This is a genomic window from Rhodovulum euryhalinum (genome assembly GCF_004342445.1).
Taxonomy (GTDB): domain Bacteria; phylum Pseudomonadota; class Alphaproteobacteria; order Rhodobacterales; family Rhodobacteraceae; genus Rhodovulum; species Rhodovulum euryhalinum.
This window is the reverse complement of sequence record NZ_SLWW01000003.1, coordinates 264,657-277,607: the sequence shown is the minus strand read 5'-3', so window position 1 is coordinate 277,607 and position 12,951 is coordinate 264,657. Positions and strand designations below refer to the sequence as shown.

The 12,951-nt window shown below is 66.9% G+C and carries 13 protein-coding genes; 3 read left to right on the top strand and 10 right to left on the bottom strand.

What is annotated here, in order from left to right; translation table 11 throughout:
* Window positions 1-5 precede the first annotated feature (5 nt).
* From EV655_RS05460 to phnG, 3 genes are read right to left on the bottom strand one after another with little or no spacing between them, the layout of a single operon-like run.
* Window positions 6-1,094 (bottom strand): carbon-phosphorus lyase complex subunit, encoded by a 1,089-nt coding sequence (locus tag EV655_RS05460; protein ID WP_132542630.1) that lies wholly within the window; start codon window positions 1,092-1,094, stop codon window positions 6-8.
* The gene (phnH, locus tag EV655_RS05455; RefSeq protein WP_132542628.1) at window positions 1,094-1,663 is read right to left on the bottom strand and encodes a phosphonate C-P lyase system protein PhnH; all 570 of its coding nucleotides are present in this window, start codon (window positions 1,661-1,663) and stop codon (window positions 1,094-1,096) included. The genes EV655_RS05460 and phnH overlap by 1 nt, the downstream gene beginning before the upstream one ends.
* A gap of 3 nt (window positions 1,664-1,666) precedes the next feature.
* Window positions 1,667-2,113 carry a phosphonate C-P lyase system protein PhnG gene (gene phnG, locus EV655_RS05450; protein WP_132542626.1) on the bottom strand — a complete coding sequence of 149 codons (447 nt, stop codon included), beginning with the start codon at window positions 2,111-2,113 and terminating at the stop codon, window positions 1,667-1,669.
* A 92-nt stretch (window positions 2,114-2,205) separates the two neighbouring features.
* On the opposite strand from phnG, the gene phnF reads away from it, so the two are divergent.
* From phnF to EV655_RS05435, 3 genes are all read left to right on the top strand, one after another.
* Window positions 2,206-2,916 carry a phosphonate metabolism transcriptional regulator PhnF gene (gene phnF / locus EV655_RS05445; protein WP_132542624.1) on the top strand — a complete coding sequence of 237 codons (711 nt, stop codon included), beginning with the start codon at window positions 2,206-2,208 and terminating at the stop codon, window positions 2,914-2,916.
* 72 nt (window positions 2,917-2,988) lie between these two features.
* Complete coding sequence (locus EV655_RS05440; protein ID WP_132542622.1) at window positions 2,989-4,170, top strand: alpha-D-ribose 1-methylphosphonate 5-triphosphate diphosphatase; 1,182 nt, start codon at window positions 2,989-2,991, stop codon at window positions 4,168-4,170.
* Between the two features lie 388 nt (window positions 4,171-4,558).
* On the top strand, window positions 4,559-5,056 hold the full coding sequence (locus tag EV655_RS05435; RefSeq protein ID WP_132542620.1) for a flavin reductase family protein: 498 nt from the start codon (window positions 4,559-4,561) through the stop codon (window positions 5,054-5,056).
* 181 nt (window positions 5,057-5,237) lie between these two features.
* Here the strand turns inward: EV655_RS05435 and EV655_RS05430 are convergent, their stop codons facing one another.
* From EV655_RS05430 to soxA, 7 genes are all read right to left on the bottom strand, one after another.
* Window positions 5,238-5,462 (bottom strand): antitoxin Xre-like helix-turn-helix domain-containing protein, encoded by a 225-nt coding sequence (locus EV655_RS05430; protein WP_132542618.1) that lies wholly within the window; start codon window positions 5,460-5,462, stop codon window positions 5,238-5,240.
* Between the two features lie 223 nt (window positions 5,463-5,685).
* Entirely contained in the window at window positions 5,686-6,951 is a 1,266-nt protein-coding gene (locus EV655_RS05425) for an NAD(P)/FAD-dependent oxidoreductase (protein ID WP_132542616.1), read from the bottom strand.
* Window positions 6,952-7,009: 58 nt separating this feature from the next.
* Window positions 7,010-7,726, bottom strand: coding sequence for a c-type cytochrome (locus tag EV655_RS05420; protein WP_132542614.1), 717 nt, complete (start codon window positions 7,724-7,726; stop codon window positions 7,010-7,012).
* A gap of 206 nt (window positions 7,727-7,932) precedes the next feature.
* Complete coding sequence (locus EV655_RS05415; protein ID WP_132542612.1) at window positions 7,933-8,967, bottom strand: c-type cytochrome; 1,035 nt, start codon at window positions 8,965-8,967, stop codon at window positions 7,933-7,935.
* A complete protein-coding gene (soxC, locus tag EV655_RS05410) occupies window positions 8,951-10,219 on the bottom strand; it encodes a sulfite dehydrogenase (RefSeq protein ID WP_132542610.1) in 1,269 nt (422 codons plus the stop codon). The genes EV655_RS05415 and soxC overlap by 17 nt, the downstream gene beginning before the upstream one ends.
* A 47-nt stretch (window positions 10,220-10,266) precedes the next feature.
* Window positions 10,267-11,958 (bottom strand): thiosulfohydrolase SoxB, encoded by a 1,692-nt coding sequence (gene soxB / locus EV655_RS05405; protein ID WP_132542608.1) that lies wholly within the window; start codon window positions 11,956-11,958, stop codon window positions 10,267-10,269.
* Window positions 11,959-12,065: 107 nt separating this feature from the next.
* Window positions 12,066-12,926, bottom strand: coding sequence for a sulfur oxidation c-type cytochrome SoxA (gene soxA, locus EV655_RS05400; RefSeq protein WP_132542606.1), 861 nt, complete (start codon window positions 12,924-12,926; stop codon window positions 12,066-12,068).
* Between the last annotated feature and the right edge of the window lie 25 nt (window positions 12,927-12,951).

Sequence of the window (12,951 nt, the reverse complement as noted above, 5' to 3'; positions counted from 1 at the left end):
GCCGCTCATTCCGCTGCTCCCCGAACAGGGTCCGCAGCCGCGCCCGCCCTGATCCGGCGGACAAGCTCCAGCTCGGACTGGAAATCGACATAGTGCGGCAGCTTGATGTGTTCGAGGAACCCCGAGGCCTGGATATTGTCGGCATGGCTGAGGACGAACTCGGCATCCTGTGCGGGAACCCCCGCATTGTCCTCGCCAAGCTCTTCCCACCGCAGCGCCCGGTCGACCAGCGCCATGGAAATCGCCTTGCGTTCCGAATGGCCGAAGGCAAGGCCATAGCCACGTGTGAACTGCGCGGGCTCGGTCTTGGAACCCTTGAACTGGTTCACCGTCTCGCATTCGGTCAGGGCGATCTCGCCGATCGCGACCGCGAAGCCCAGTTCGGGGATCTCCATCTCGACCGAAACCGTGCCGACGCGCAGTTCGCCCACGAAGGGATGGTTGCGGCCATAGCCGCGCTGGGTGGAATAGGCCATCCCGAGGACGAACCCCTCGTCGCCGCGGGTCAGTGCCTGAAGGCGAAGCGCCCGGTTCGCGGGAAATTCGAGCGGCTCGCGGGTCAGGTCGGGCGGGGTCTCGTCCGAGGGCGCCTCCTCCTCGATCAGCCCGTCGCGGTTCAGGAACCCGGTGATCCGCGGCATGGGTTCGTCGCGCGGCTCGGCCTGCGGCGCGGGGGTCATCTTGCCTTCGGCAGCCAGCATGAAATCCAGCAGGCGGTGGGTATAGTCGAAGGTCGGCCCCAGCACCTGCCCGCCCGGCGCATCCTTGAACGTGGCCGAGATGCGCCGGTCGCAGGCCATCGCGCCGGTATCCACCGGCACCGACGTGCCCAGCCGCGGCAGCGTGGTGCGATAGGCGCGGATCAGGAAGATCGCCTCGATCAGGTCGCCGCGCGCCTGCTTGATCGCCAGCGCGGCGAGGTCGGGATCGTAAAGCGAGCCCTCGGCCATCACCCGGTTGACCGCCAGCGCCAGTTGTTCGCGGATCTGCGCGACGGACAGCTCGGCGACGGACGGATCGCCCCGGCGTTCCTCGGCCAGCCAGGCATGGGCATTCTCGATGGCGCGCTCGCCGCCCTTGACCGCGACATACATCAGCCTTCCTCCACATGGGTCGTGCGGGGCAGCGCGGCGATGCGCGCATCCGCGGTGAAGAAGAAGTCGATCCCCAGCGGGAACAGTGCCCGGTTGGTGCGGAACGCGGCGATCTCGGGTAGCGACAGCCGGTGCTCGGTCTCGATCCCCGGCCCCGTCAGCCGTGCGCCCGAGGAGGTCAGCGCCGCCATCTCGACGATCAGCGTGGCCGAGCGGTCGGGATATTCCGGCACGCCGATGCGGTAGGCATCGAGCGGCAGGAGCCCCGCCCAGTCGCCTACCGCGAGGGCGGCCTCCCCCCGTGCGGCCAGAGGCGCGCCGGTGTGGAAGGTGATCCAGTCGCGGACGCCGGGCGCGTCATGGGCACCGGCCAGATGCACCGGCGTCGTGCCATCGGCCAAGACCAGAAGCGCCGTGCCCGCCGCAATTGACAGCGGCATGGGCGGCGTGGCGCCGGCGATGTCGAAGATCCGGCCCGGCCGGGCCATTGCCTCCAGCATCGCGCGGAAGGCGATGGCCGCCTCGCGGGGGGTATCGGTGAAACCGCCGGTCAGCGCCTGCATCTGCATCGCTCAATCCTCCCCGCGAACCATGGTGAAGAACTCGACCTTCGTGGCCGCCGCCCGCGCGGCCCGCGCCCGGCCCGCCTCCTCCATCCGCGCGGCGAGTGGGCCAAGAACCTTCGAACGGCAGTCTTCCGCCCGGCCTGTCTGCATCAGCGCGTCGATCAGCGCGGCCCGCCGCGCCTTGTCCCTGTCGCGGCCCTGAACGCAGGCATGGCCGACCGCTCCGCCCTCGTCGAGTTTCAGCACACAGCGCGTCACCGTCATCTCGCCCAGGTTGAAGGCCGCGCCCGTGCCGCCCATCCGGCCGCGCACCATCACTGCCCCGGTTTCGGGCGGGCGCAGCCAGGAAAAGCCCGGCTCTGCCCCAAACCCCGCCCAAAGCTCGGCCAGCGCCATAGCCGGCGCCCGGGCCAGAAGCCCCATCCATCCCTGCCGCGTATCGATTCCGGTCATTGGACAACTTGCAGATTTGTCTAGATATATATACAACTAGACAAATCGTTACGCGCGGCACCCGAGTCGTGCAAGGGCAAAGGTCCGAACGGATGGGTCGCAACGCAGTCTGGACCTCGATCGCCGCAACGCTGACCGGCGAGATCGGCGCGGGCCGCTACCGGCCGGGCGACAAGCTGCCGACCGAGGCAGAGCTTGCCCGCCGGTTTGGCGTGAACCGGCACACCTTGCGCCGGGCGCTGGCCGCACTTGCCGGGGACGGGTTGATCCATACCCGCCGCGGCGCCGGCGTCTATGTCGCCGCGCGGCCCACGGATTATCCGATCGGCCGCCGGGTCCGGTTCCACCAGAACCTGAGAGCCGCAGGCCAGACGCCTGAGAAAAAGCTGCTTCTGACCGAAACCCGCAACGCCGATGCGCGCGAGGCCGAGGCACTGGCGCGGCCCCCGGGCGCGGCCGTCCATGTCTATGAAGGCGTCTCGCTTGCCGACGGCGCGCCCATCGCGCTGTTTCGCAGCGTGTTTCCGGCGGACCGCTTTCCGGGCCTGCTGGACGCGCTGACCGAGACGCGCTCGGTCACCGCCGCGCTGGCCCGCGGCGGGGTTCCCGACTACACCCGCGCCTCGACCCGGCTCACCGCCAAGCTTGCCTCGCCCACCCAGGCGCTGCACCTGGCACTGCGCGAGGGCGCGCCGATCCTGCGGGCGGTCGCGATCAATGTCGATGACGCGGGCCGGCCCGTCGAATACGGCCACACATGGTTCGCCGGTGACCGGGTCACCCTTGTCGTGACGCCCGACTGACCCCTGCGCCTGTCATACCGGCGATACAGAACCGGTTTATCCACAAGGCCCGACCCTGTTCCGAGCCGAATGATGTATCAGATCCTGCCTCCCTTGCGTTTCACCGGTGCCGCCATCCTCCGCGACGGCGAGATGCAACGCCGGTCGCTCGCCATCGCGGAGGGCCGGATCACCAGGGGCCCGCTGCCCGAGGTGGATCTTTCCGGCTATCTGATCCTGCCCGGCATCGTCGACCTGCATGGCGACAGCTTCGAACGCCACATCACCCCCCGCCCCGGCGCCCCCTTCGCGCACGGGATCGGGCTTGCCGCGACCGACCGCGAGGCGGCGGCAAACGGGGTGACCACCGCTTGGCTGGCGCAGGGGTGGTCCTGGGAAGGCGGGCATCGCGGCCCGGACCAGGCCGAGGCGCTGATGGCCGCGCTCGACGCCTATCGTCCACGGATGCTGACCGACCTGCGCCTGCAGGTCCGCTGCGAAACCCACATGGTCGACAGCGCCCAGCGCCTGCTGGATGCGGTACGGCGCCACCGGATCGGCTATGTCGTCTTCAACAACCACCTCGAAGAGGCGGCCGAACTGGCGGAAATTCGGCCCGACGGTCTGGCGCAGTGGGCGTCTGGGGCCGGGTGCAGCCCCGGCGATCTGCGGTCGCGGATCGCGGCGGCGCTGGACCAGGCCCCCGAGGTGCCGCGCCATCTTTGCCGGCTGGCCGACGCTTTCGACGAGATGGGCGTGCTTTACGGTTCGCATGACGACCCCGATGGCGAGACGCGCGAGCGGTTCTCGATGATCGGCGCGCGGATCGCCGAATTCCCGCTGACCCGGCGCGCGGCGGCAGCGGCCAAGGCGATGAACGATCCCGTCCTTCTGGGCGCGCCAAACGTGGTGCGGGGCGGATCGCAATCCGGCAATGTCTCGGCGCTTGACCTGGTGGCGCAGCGGCTGTGCGACGCGCTGGTGTCGGACTATTACTATCCCGCGCTGGCCCATGGCGCCTGGCGGCTGGTCGACAGCGGGCTGATGGATCTGCCGCGGGCCTGGGCGATGATCTCGGAACGGCCGGCCGCGATCCTGCGCCTGCCCGACCGCGGACGGCTGGATTTCGGGCGCCGGGCGGATCTGTGCGTGGTCGACGAGCGGACCCGCGCCATCGAGATGACGGTGGCCGGCGGGCGGCTTACCTACCTCGCGGGCGAGGCCGCGCGGCGCCTTGCCAACAGGCTTCATGCGCTCGACATGGCGGCAGAATAGGCATCAGGATAGGTTTGTTCACCGTGCTTTCACATATTGGTTGCCGTAGCGTCGCACAACATGTGTATAATTGGAATCATTCAAGGGTGCCGGTGGGGACATCGGTTACATCTTTACGCCTGCGGGCGGCCGCACATTTCAAACAGTCTTTGAACGAGTGCAGGGGGCAGCCGCTCAGGCCGCCCCCTTTTTCCTGGCCTGACACTTCGGCGAAGGGTGGCGTCGGCCGCCGCGCTTGGCCGGAACAACTGCGACACCGCCCGGTTGCCACGCGCCCGGCGCATGCAGATGCTCCGTGAACCGCGCGGGGTAGCGGCGCTGGACGGTTGCCGCCGCCCGGACGATCGCGCATTCTCGCCCTCCGACGCCAGCGAGAGGATGCCCGGCCATGCAACGATTCACCCCCGGCCCCGCGACCGAGCGGCAGTACCGCGACGCGCTGGGCTGCTTTGCGACCGGCGTCACGGTGGTCACGGTCGACAGCGGCGCCGGCCCGGTGGGTATGACGGCGAACAGCTTTTCCTCGGTCTCGCTGGATCCGCCGCTGGTGCTGTGGTCGCCCGCCCGCGCCTCGCGCCGGTTCCCGGCGATGTCCGGGGCAGAGCGGTTTGCCGTTCACGTGCTGGGCGCGGGCGAAGATGCGCTGGCGCATCGCTTTGCCAGTTCGGGCGGCGCGTTCGAGGGGCTGGCGCTGGAATGGACCGAGACCGGGCCGCCGCTGCTGGACGAAGGCTGGATCGCACGGTTCCTGTGCACCCGCGTCGCACTGCACGAGGCGGGCGACCACGCCATCGTGGTGGGCCGCGTCGACGAGGTGGCGCGCCGTGAGGGGCCGCCGCTGGTCTTCGCCGGCGGCGCCTATGGGGATTTCAGTCCGGCGGGATAAGGGCGCCGCGCGCCGCCCGGCCAATCGTTCCCGCGGCAGAATGGGGCCGGTTGTCACGGGCCCTGCCCTGCCGGAGCGCACCTGCTCCTGTCCGGTTGTGCGGTTGGCGCGGCCCAAGCCAGACCATTGCCCTTGATCCGCCGAACCGGCGATATCGCCGCGCCCTTTGGCTCTGGCGGGCTCAGTCGATCAGCGTCGCCGATACGTTCAGGCTGCGCTTGAGCCGACGCAGCGAGGACGGGGTGACACCGAAATAGCGCGCCATCTCCTGATCGCTGAGACCATAGCCCGCCATTGCGCGCAGCGCGGCATCGGGCATGGGCCCCAGCTTGCCAAGGATCAGTTCGTGATCGTCAAGGCAGGCCCGGCACATCTGGCCTGGCCGTTTGTCGCGTATGGTACTCACGTTCCTGGCTCCTCCCGAACCAGTCCCTCGCCGCCCAGTTGTACCATGATTCTCGCCCGGCACTATCCGGATTCCGGCTCCAGGGATCATACCACATGCCGCCCCGGCCTGCCGCTTCGACGGAACGGGCGGGCGGTCCGGTGGCGACAAGCCGCCGACCGGACGAAAACCCCGCCCGCAGCACATGCCCGGGCGGGGTCGATCTCTGCCACCTTGCGGGCGGTCAGCCGAACATGTCGGCCGTGATCCCCGCATACCAGCCGACGCTTTCCTCGTAGGTCGCCTTCCGCAGCGCCGCGTCCTCGCCGGTCTGGCTGACGAAGCCGTCCACCTTGGCGATCTTCTCGTCGGTCGGCGCGTAGGAAGCGCCGACCTTGACCCCGTCATCGGTGTCGATCAGCGACCAGCAGGTGTTGGAATATTTCGCCGGGAAGGCGGTGGACCCGGTCAGCGCCGCGCGCACCTGCATTGCCGCCACCTTGGCGTGGCTGTTGGCCGAGAAGCCCGATTTCGGCATGTCGCCCGCAATGGTCGCGTCGCCAAGGACAAAGACAGTCTCGTCCATCCGGCTTTGCATCGTGGCGGGGACGATGGGACAGAAGCCGCTGTCGTCCGTCAGCCCGGCGATCTCGGCGATACGCCCCGCCTTCTGCGCGGGGATCACGTTGCAGACATCCACCTTTTCGACGGTACCGTCGATATCGACCTCCATTGCCTCGGGATTGACCGAGACGTTAGCGCCCCCGAAATCGGGACCGATGCGATCGACCATGCCGGCATAATGCCGCTGCCATCCCTCCTCGAACAGCGCCTGTTTCGAGAAGCTGGCCTTGGGATCGAGGATGAGGATCTTGGCGGTCGGGTTGGTCGCCTTCAGGACATGGGCCACCATCGAGACGCGCTCGTAGGGGCCGGGCGGGCAACGGAACGGATCGGGGGGGGCGACCATGGCAAAGACCCCGCCCTCGGGCATCGCCTCGATCTGCGCCTTGAGCAGCTGGGTCTGGCTGCCCGCCTTCCAGGAATGGGGCATCCTGTTCTGGGCCGAGATGTCCCAGCCAGGCACCGAGCCCTCGACAAAGTCGATCCCCGGCGAGACGATCAGCCGGTCATAGGGCAGCGTATGACCCGCCGCCGTCGTGACCGTCCTGGCGTCGCGATCCACACCGATCACCCAGTCATGGAGCACGTTTATGCCGTAGCCCGAGGCGAGCGCGCCATAGCTGTGGCCGATCGAGGCAAAGTCGCGGAAACCGCCGAGATAGAGATTCGAGAAGAAGCAGGTGTAGTAGGTGCGCGTGGGTTCGATCAGCGTCACGTCGATCGCGCCCTGGCTGTCCTTGGCTATATAGCGCGCGGCCGTCGCGCCGCCCGCACCGCCGCCGACGATCACCACCCGCGGGCGGGCCTGACCGATGGCCCTCGGTGCCGACAACGCGGCCCCGGCCGCGAGACTCGCGCCGAGAAAGCTCCGTCTGTTCAGTGTCATCCTTGTCTCCTCCCTGGGACTAAGTCGCGCGTTTCCAATGTCGCGATCGTGGGGCCCGCTATGGGGTCAGCGAACCGAAATAAGCGGCCAGCGCCGCAATCTCCTCGTCGGTGAGCCGCCCGGCCATCATCTGCATCACCGGATGGGGCCTGAGCTTTTGCCGATAGGCATGCATCGCGAGGACGAAATTCTCTTCGGGCCAGAGCACGATCGAAGGGATGCCCTTGTCCGACCCGTCGCGCTGGTGGCAGGTGGTACATTCGCTGGAAAGATACTCGCCATAGGCGCGGTCGCCAACGATGGCCAGCGTTTCGGGCGGCAGCGTGGGCACATCCGCCCGTGCGGTCGGCGCGGCCTCGGGGATGTTCGACGGCTTGTCCGAGTATACGCGCAGGAAGGCCAGCAGATCCGCCCGTTCTCCCGCATCTTCGAGCCCGTCAAAGCTCATCCTCGTGCCGCTGACCAGAACCCGCGGATTCTCGATATAGGCGTCGAGCGTTTCAAGTGTCCATGTCAGCCCGTCGCGGCCTGCCCGGGTCATCGACCTCGAATAGGGAAACCCGTCGACCGAGGCTGCCCGGCGGCCGAAGATTCCGGTCAGCGGCGGCCCGATCCCGATTTCGGCATCGGGACCGATCTGGTGGCAGCCACTGCAGAATATCCAGATATCGGCGCCACGCTCGGCGTCGCCGATGGCCGAGACCGCGGTCTCGGCCCACCCCGCACCCGCCCCTCCCGTGGCGAGCGCGAGAGCCAGGAAAAATGCCTCCCTCATATTCAAAGGATGCGATGGAGAACCCGGCCAATCAAGCGAATCCTGCGGGCCGAAAGCGGATTCCCGCATTGGCGTCGTTGCGAAAAAGTCAAATTTTTCCAATTCTTTAATCCCACCCGGGGCGGTGCCGTCCCGGCAACGGCGAAATGCGGAAAAAAAGCGGCCCCGGTGGGGGCCGCAGGATGGTGCGGGAGCAGAAACCGATATCAATTGAAGGTGCGCAGATAGGCGATCACCGCCTCGCGATCGTCTTCGGACCGAAGCCCCTGGAAGGACATCCGGCCCTTCTCGATCACCGAGCGCGGGCTTGCGAGATAGGCGTCCAGCGTCGCATGGTCCCAGATCATGCCCTGCTCGGCCGCCTTCCTGATCGCCGGCGAATAGTTGAAGCCCTCGGCCTGTCCGACCTGGCGCCCCACCACCCCGTTCAGCACGGGGCCGACGCGGTGCTTGGCGCTTTCGCCAACCTGATGGCAGGCCTTGCATTCGGCGAACACCTTCTCACCCGCCGCGACCAGCTTGGGGTCGGGCAGCTTGATCGGTGCCGCCTGCTGCGCCGCAGCCGCAGCCTTGATCGCCTCCTGCTCGCGCGCAACATCCTCGGTCAGTTCGTCGGGCGTCACGTCCAGCACGGCGGCGCGCATGGTGATCTCGACGCTGTCCTTGCAATCGCTCATGCACGGCTCTTGCGAGAACAGCGGCAGTTCGACCTGGTCGCGATCATCCACGATGAAGCCGTCCGCGTTGGGCATCGCGACATCGAGGAAATTCTCGTTCGACAGAACGAAATCGTCCTCGACCAGGTAGTTCGAGTAAAGAATGTAGGCCGTGATCGCATAAACCTCGTCAGGCGCCAGCGTCTGCGCGCCACCGAACGGCATCGAGCGGTGGACATAATCCCAGACGGTCGAGAGGTAGGGCCAGTAGGAGCCCACGGTCTTGAGCGGATCGGCGTCGTCCAGCGTGCCGTCGCCGCCCGCCAGCTTGGGCCAGTTGTCGACGCCTTCGGCAAACTCGCCGTGGCAGACCGCACAATTCTCCGAGAACAGCATCTCGCCATCCTCGACCGAGCCCGAGCCCACCGGAAGGCCGGTGCCGTCGGGGGCGACATCCATGTCCCAGGCGGCGATTTCCTCGGGCAGCGCGGCGCGGCCCAGGCCCAGTTTCTCGGCCAGTGCCGGCGCCGCGGCCAGGGTCGTGGCCAGCGCCGTGCCGATCACCAGATCACGAAACTTCGACATTCTCGGCCTCCCCGGTTTCCCGGACCCACCAGGTCTGGATGCAGTTGTTGTGATAGATCGAGTTCAGCCCGCGCACGTCGCGCAACTGCGCCTTGGTGGGCTGCACGTAACCGGTGCTGTCCATTGCCCGCGACTGAAGCAGCATTTCGGACCCGTCCCAGTCGATATCGAGGTAGAAGCGCGACAGTGCCATCGCCTGTCCGGGCTGGGCCAGCCGCGCGGTCTGCCAGGTCTTGCCGCCGTCGAGCGAGACATCCACCCGCTCGATCGCGCCGCGGCCCGACCAGGCAAGCCCGGTGACGACCAGCGGACCGGGGCCGTGCTTGATCGGCGATTGCGGGCTGGGCGAGGTGATGACCGATTTCGCGTCCATGACCCAGGTCCATTTGCGCGAGGTGCCGTCGGCCAGCGTGTCGGTGTATTTCGACGTCTCTTCACGGCTTTCGATGGCCTGGCTGGTCACCTCGATGCGGCGCAGCCACTTGATCCAGAGGTTGCCCTCCCAGCCCGGCACGCACAGCCGCACCGGATAGCCATGTTCCTTGCGCAGCGCCTCGCCATTAGCCTTGAAGGCCACCAGAACGTCGTCAAGTGCCTTTTCCAACGGGATCGAACGGCCATTCGACGAGGCATCCGCCCCTTCGACATAGACCCACTTGCCCTCGGGCTTGATACCGGCCTCGTTCAGCAGGGTGCGCAGCGGCACGCCGGTATATTCCATGTTGTGGATCATGCCATGCGTGAACTGGGCGCCGTTCAGCTGCGCGCCCGCCCATTCCATGCCGGTATTCGCCGCACATTCGCAGAAATAGACGTGGTTCACGCGCGGAAAGCGTTCCAGATCCTCGTAGGTGAAGACCAGCGGCGTATCCACCAGCCCGTTGATCATCAGCCGGTAGTCTTCCTTGCGCAGTTCTATCGCGCCGGAATGGTGCCGCTCGAAGGCACAGCCCTGTGGCGTGATCGTGCCATCGAGGGCATGGATCGGGGTAAAGTTGATCGACGAGATCGGATCGGCCGTCAGCCAGGGCACGTTCCGGCGGATCACGTCAGATTCGTACTCGATGGGCAGCCCGTAGGGCGTGGCGTCGACACCCTCGCCCAGACCCTGGGCCCAGGGCTGGACCTCGGTGATCAGCGGATCGGGTTCCGCCGCAAGCGCCGCCCCGCCGGCAGCCATCGCCCCGCCCGTGGCCAGCCCCGCCTTGAGAAACCCGCGCCGCGTCGTCGAGGGTTGGGACCGATCGGTCATGTCTGCAACCTCCTCCTCGTCTCGTCTGGAAATCTCGCTCATCTCGCTTATGCCCCGCTGACCTGCACCGATTTGTTCGGATCGACCGAAACGGTGCCCTTGCGGGTGATGTAATCCTCGACCACCTGCCAGATCGGCGGTCCCTCGGTGCCCTCGTTCACGCTGGCCCAGCCCGAGACGACGTAACTCCTGCCCGGGTCGATCGCCTCGCCGGTCTTCAGCAGCGTCATGTTGGTGATGCGGCTGCCCTGCGGTTTCGATACGTCGATGTGGTAGCCCATGCCGCCAACGCGGACCATGTCGCCGCCCTGCTGGTAGTAGGGGTCGGGGTTGAACAGGTTGTCGGCCACGTCTTCCAGGATGATGTGCAGCATTTCGCCGGTCATTTCCGAGCGGTAGGCGTTCGGGTAGCTCATCGAGGTCGCGTTGAACACGTCCTCTCGGGTGATCGGCTCGCCCGGCAGCAGGCTCGGCCCCCAGCGGAAACCGGGCGACAGCGCGATGTCGGCCTCGCGCTCCTCGATCAGGGCGTTGCAGATCAGGTCGTCCCAGGTGCCGTTGAAGTTGCCCCGGCGGTAGAGCAGGCTGTCAGTGGTGCCCAGCACCTTTTCGAGGTCCGCCGTGTAGGGCGCGCGCTGCTCGTCGATCAGCGCGGCCATGTCGGCATCGGGCGCGATCACGTCCGAGAAGATCGGGATCAGCTTGTGGCGGAAGCCCAGAAGCTGCCCCCCCTGCACATCGAGATCAAGGCGCGTCACGAACTTGCCGTTCGATCCCGAGGCGATCAGCATCGTCTTGCCCACCATCACCGGCTCGGGCAACGCATCATGGGTGTGGCCGGTCAGGATGACGTCGATGCCGGGCACCTGAGCGGCCATCCTGCGGTCAGTGTCGAAACCGTTGTGGGACAGCACCACCACCAGGTCGGCGCCCGCGTCACGCACCTCGGCCACGACCGCGGCCATGCGTTCCTCGCGCACACCAAACGAAAGGCCCGGGAACATCCAGCCCGGATTGGCGATCGGCATGTAGGGGAAGGCCTGGCCGATCACGGCGATCTGCGCGCCGCCGCGGTCGAACATCTTGTAGGGCTCGTAGGCGGGTTCGTCCCATTCGGCGTCGAAAATGTTGGCGCCGAGGAACGGGAAGGGCAGGCTTTCGACGATCTCGGTCACCCGGTCGATGCCGAGGGTGAATTCCCAGTGGCTGGTCATCGCGTCGGGCTTCAGCGCGTTCATCGCGTTGACCATGTCCTGCCCGGCGGTCTTGAAGCAGGTGTAGGAGCCGTGCCACGTGTCGCCGCCGTCCAGCAGCAGCGCGTCGGGCCGGTCGGCGCGGATCGCGTTGATCACGGTCGCCACCCGGTCCAGCCCGCCCATCTTGCCGTAGCCGCGGGCGAGCGAGACGAAATCGACATGGGTCAGCGCATAGGCCTCGGGCGTGCCCGGCTTTATGTCGAACATCCTGAGGAAATCCTCGCCCGTGACATGCGGCGGCTTGCCGTTCACGTCGCCGACGCCCAGGTTGATCTCCGGCTCGCGGAACCAGATCGGCTTAAGCTGGCCGTGGATGTCGGTGACGTGGATCAGCGTGACGTTGCCGAAGGTGTCGAAGTTCAGCAACTGGTCCTGCGTCAGCGCCTGCTGCGCGGCGAGACGCGCCCAGTTGCCGATGCCCGAAGCCCCGTAGACGGCGGATGCGGCCACCGCGGCCTGCAGGAAATCCCTCCGCGAAATCATCGTCTCAGCGTCCTTTCTGGCACGTCCCGCGCATTGTCACATGCGCGAAACTGAATATTTCCGGGCAGAAAAAACCCGCACCGACCGCGCCGGCGCGGGTTCCGCGATCAGTTGCGGACCGAGGGGCCCTCGACCGACAGGCCGTTGCCGCGCGAGGCAACGTAGAGCTCCAGCGCGACAAACTCGGGCGAGCCGACACCGAACGGCACGCCGCGGGTATCGCGGATGCAGCCCTTGAACCGGTCATGCACCGCATTGAGCTTGGTGTTCTTCAGCCGGTAGGTCGGAAAGCCGTTGGTCATCCCCATGCTGAGGTGATCGGCCCGGATGTAGTTGTCGAAGTTCTCTTCGTGGCAATTCGCGCAGGACAAGTCGAGCTGGCCGAAGCGGGTGTAGTAGATCTCCTTGCCCTTGGCCCAGGTCTCGGCCGCGGGCCCGTCGATCGCCACGTTCATCGGCATGCCGCGCGAGACGGAAGAAATCAGCGCCGTCATGTTGACCATTTCGGAGCCGATGTATTGCCATTCCTCGGCGCCCATCCGGGTGGTGCGGCACTCGTTGATCATCTGTTCGATGGAGCGCACCTCGCCCGCGCTCTCCACCCATTTCGGATAGACCGCGCGCACGCCCTTCATGCCGTCCTCGACCGCGCCGTGGCAATCGGCACAGGACTTGCCCTCGGTGCCATCGGCGGTTTCCCACACGGTCATCGCCTCTTCGGCGGGTCCCATGCCCGGGTTCTCGAAATCGTCCATCTGGAGCGCCTGGGTTTCCTTGGTGCGGAACGTCCAGCCCGACCGGATCTCGTCAAGGGCCCCTTCAAGATGCGCGGGCGCCTCGGTCCTCGTGACGATCGGAATTTCGCCGTTGATGACCAGGGTGGCATCCGGGTCTGCGGCCACGGCCCCGGCAGACATCGCCAGGCCCGCAGCCAGTGCCGTCATCATGTTGAGCGGCTTGGATTTCATTCGTTTCCCTCCCTTGAAACGTCGC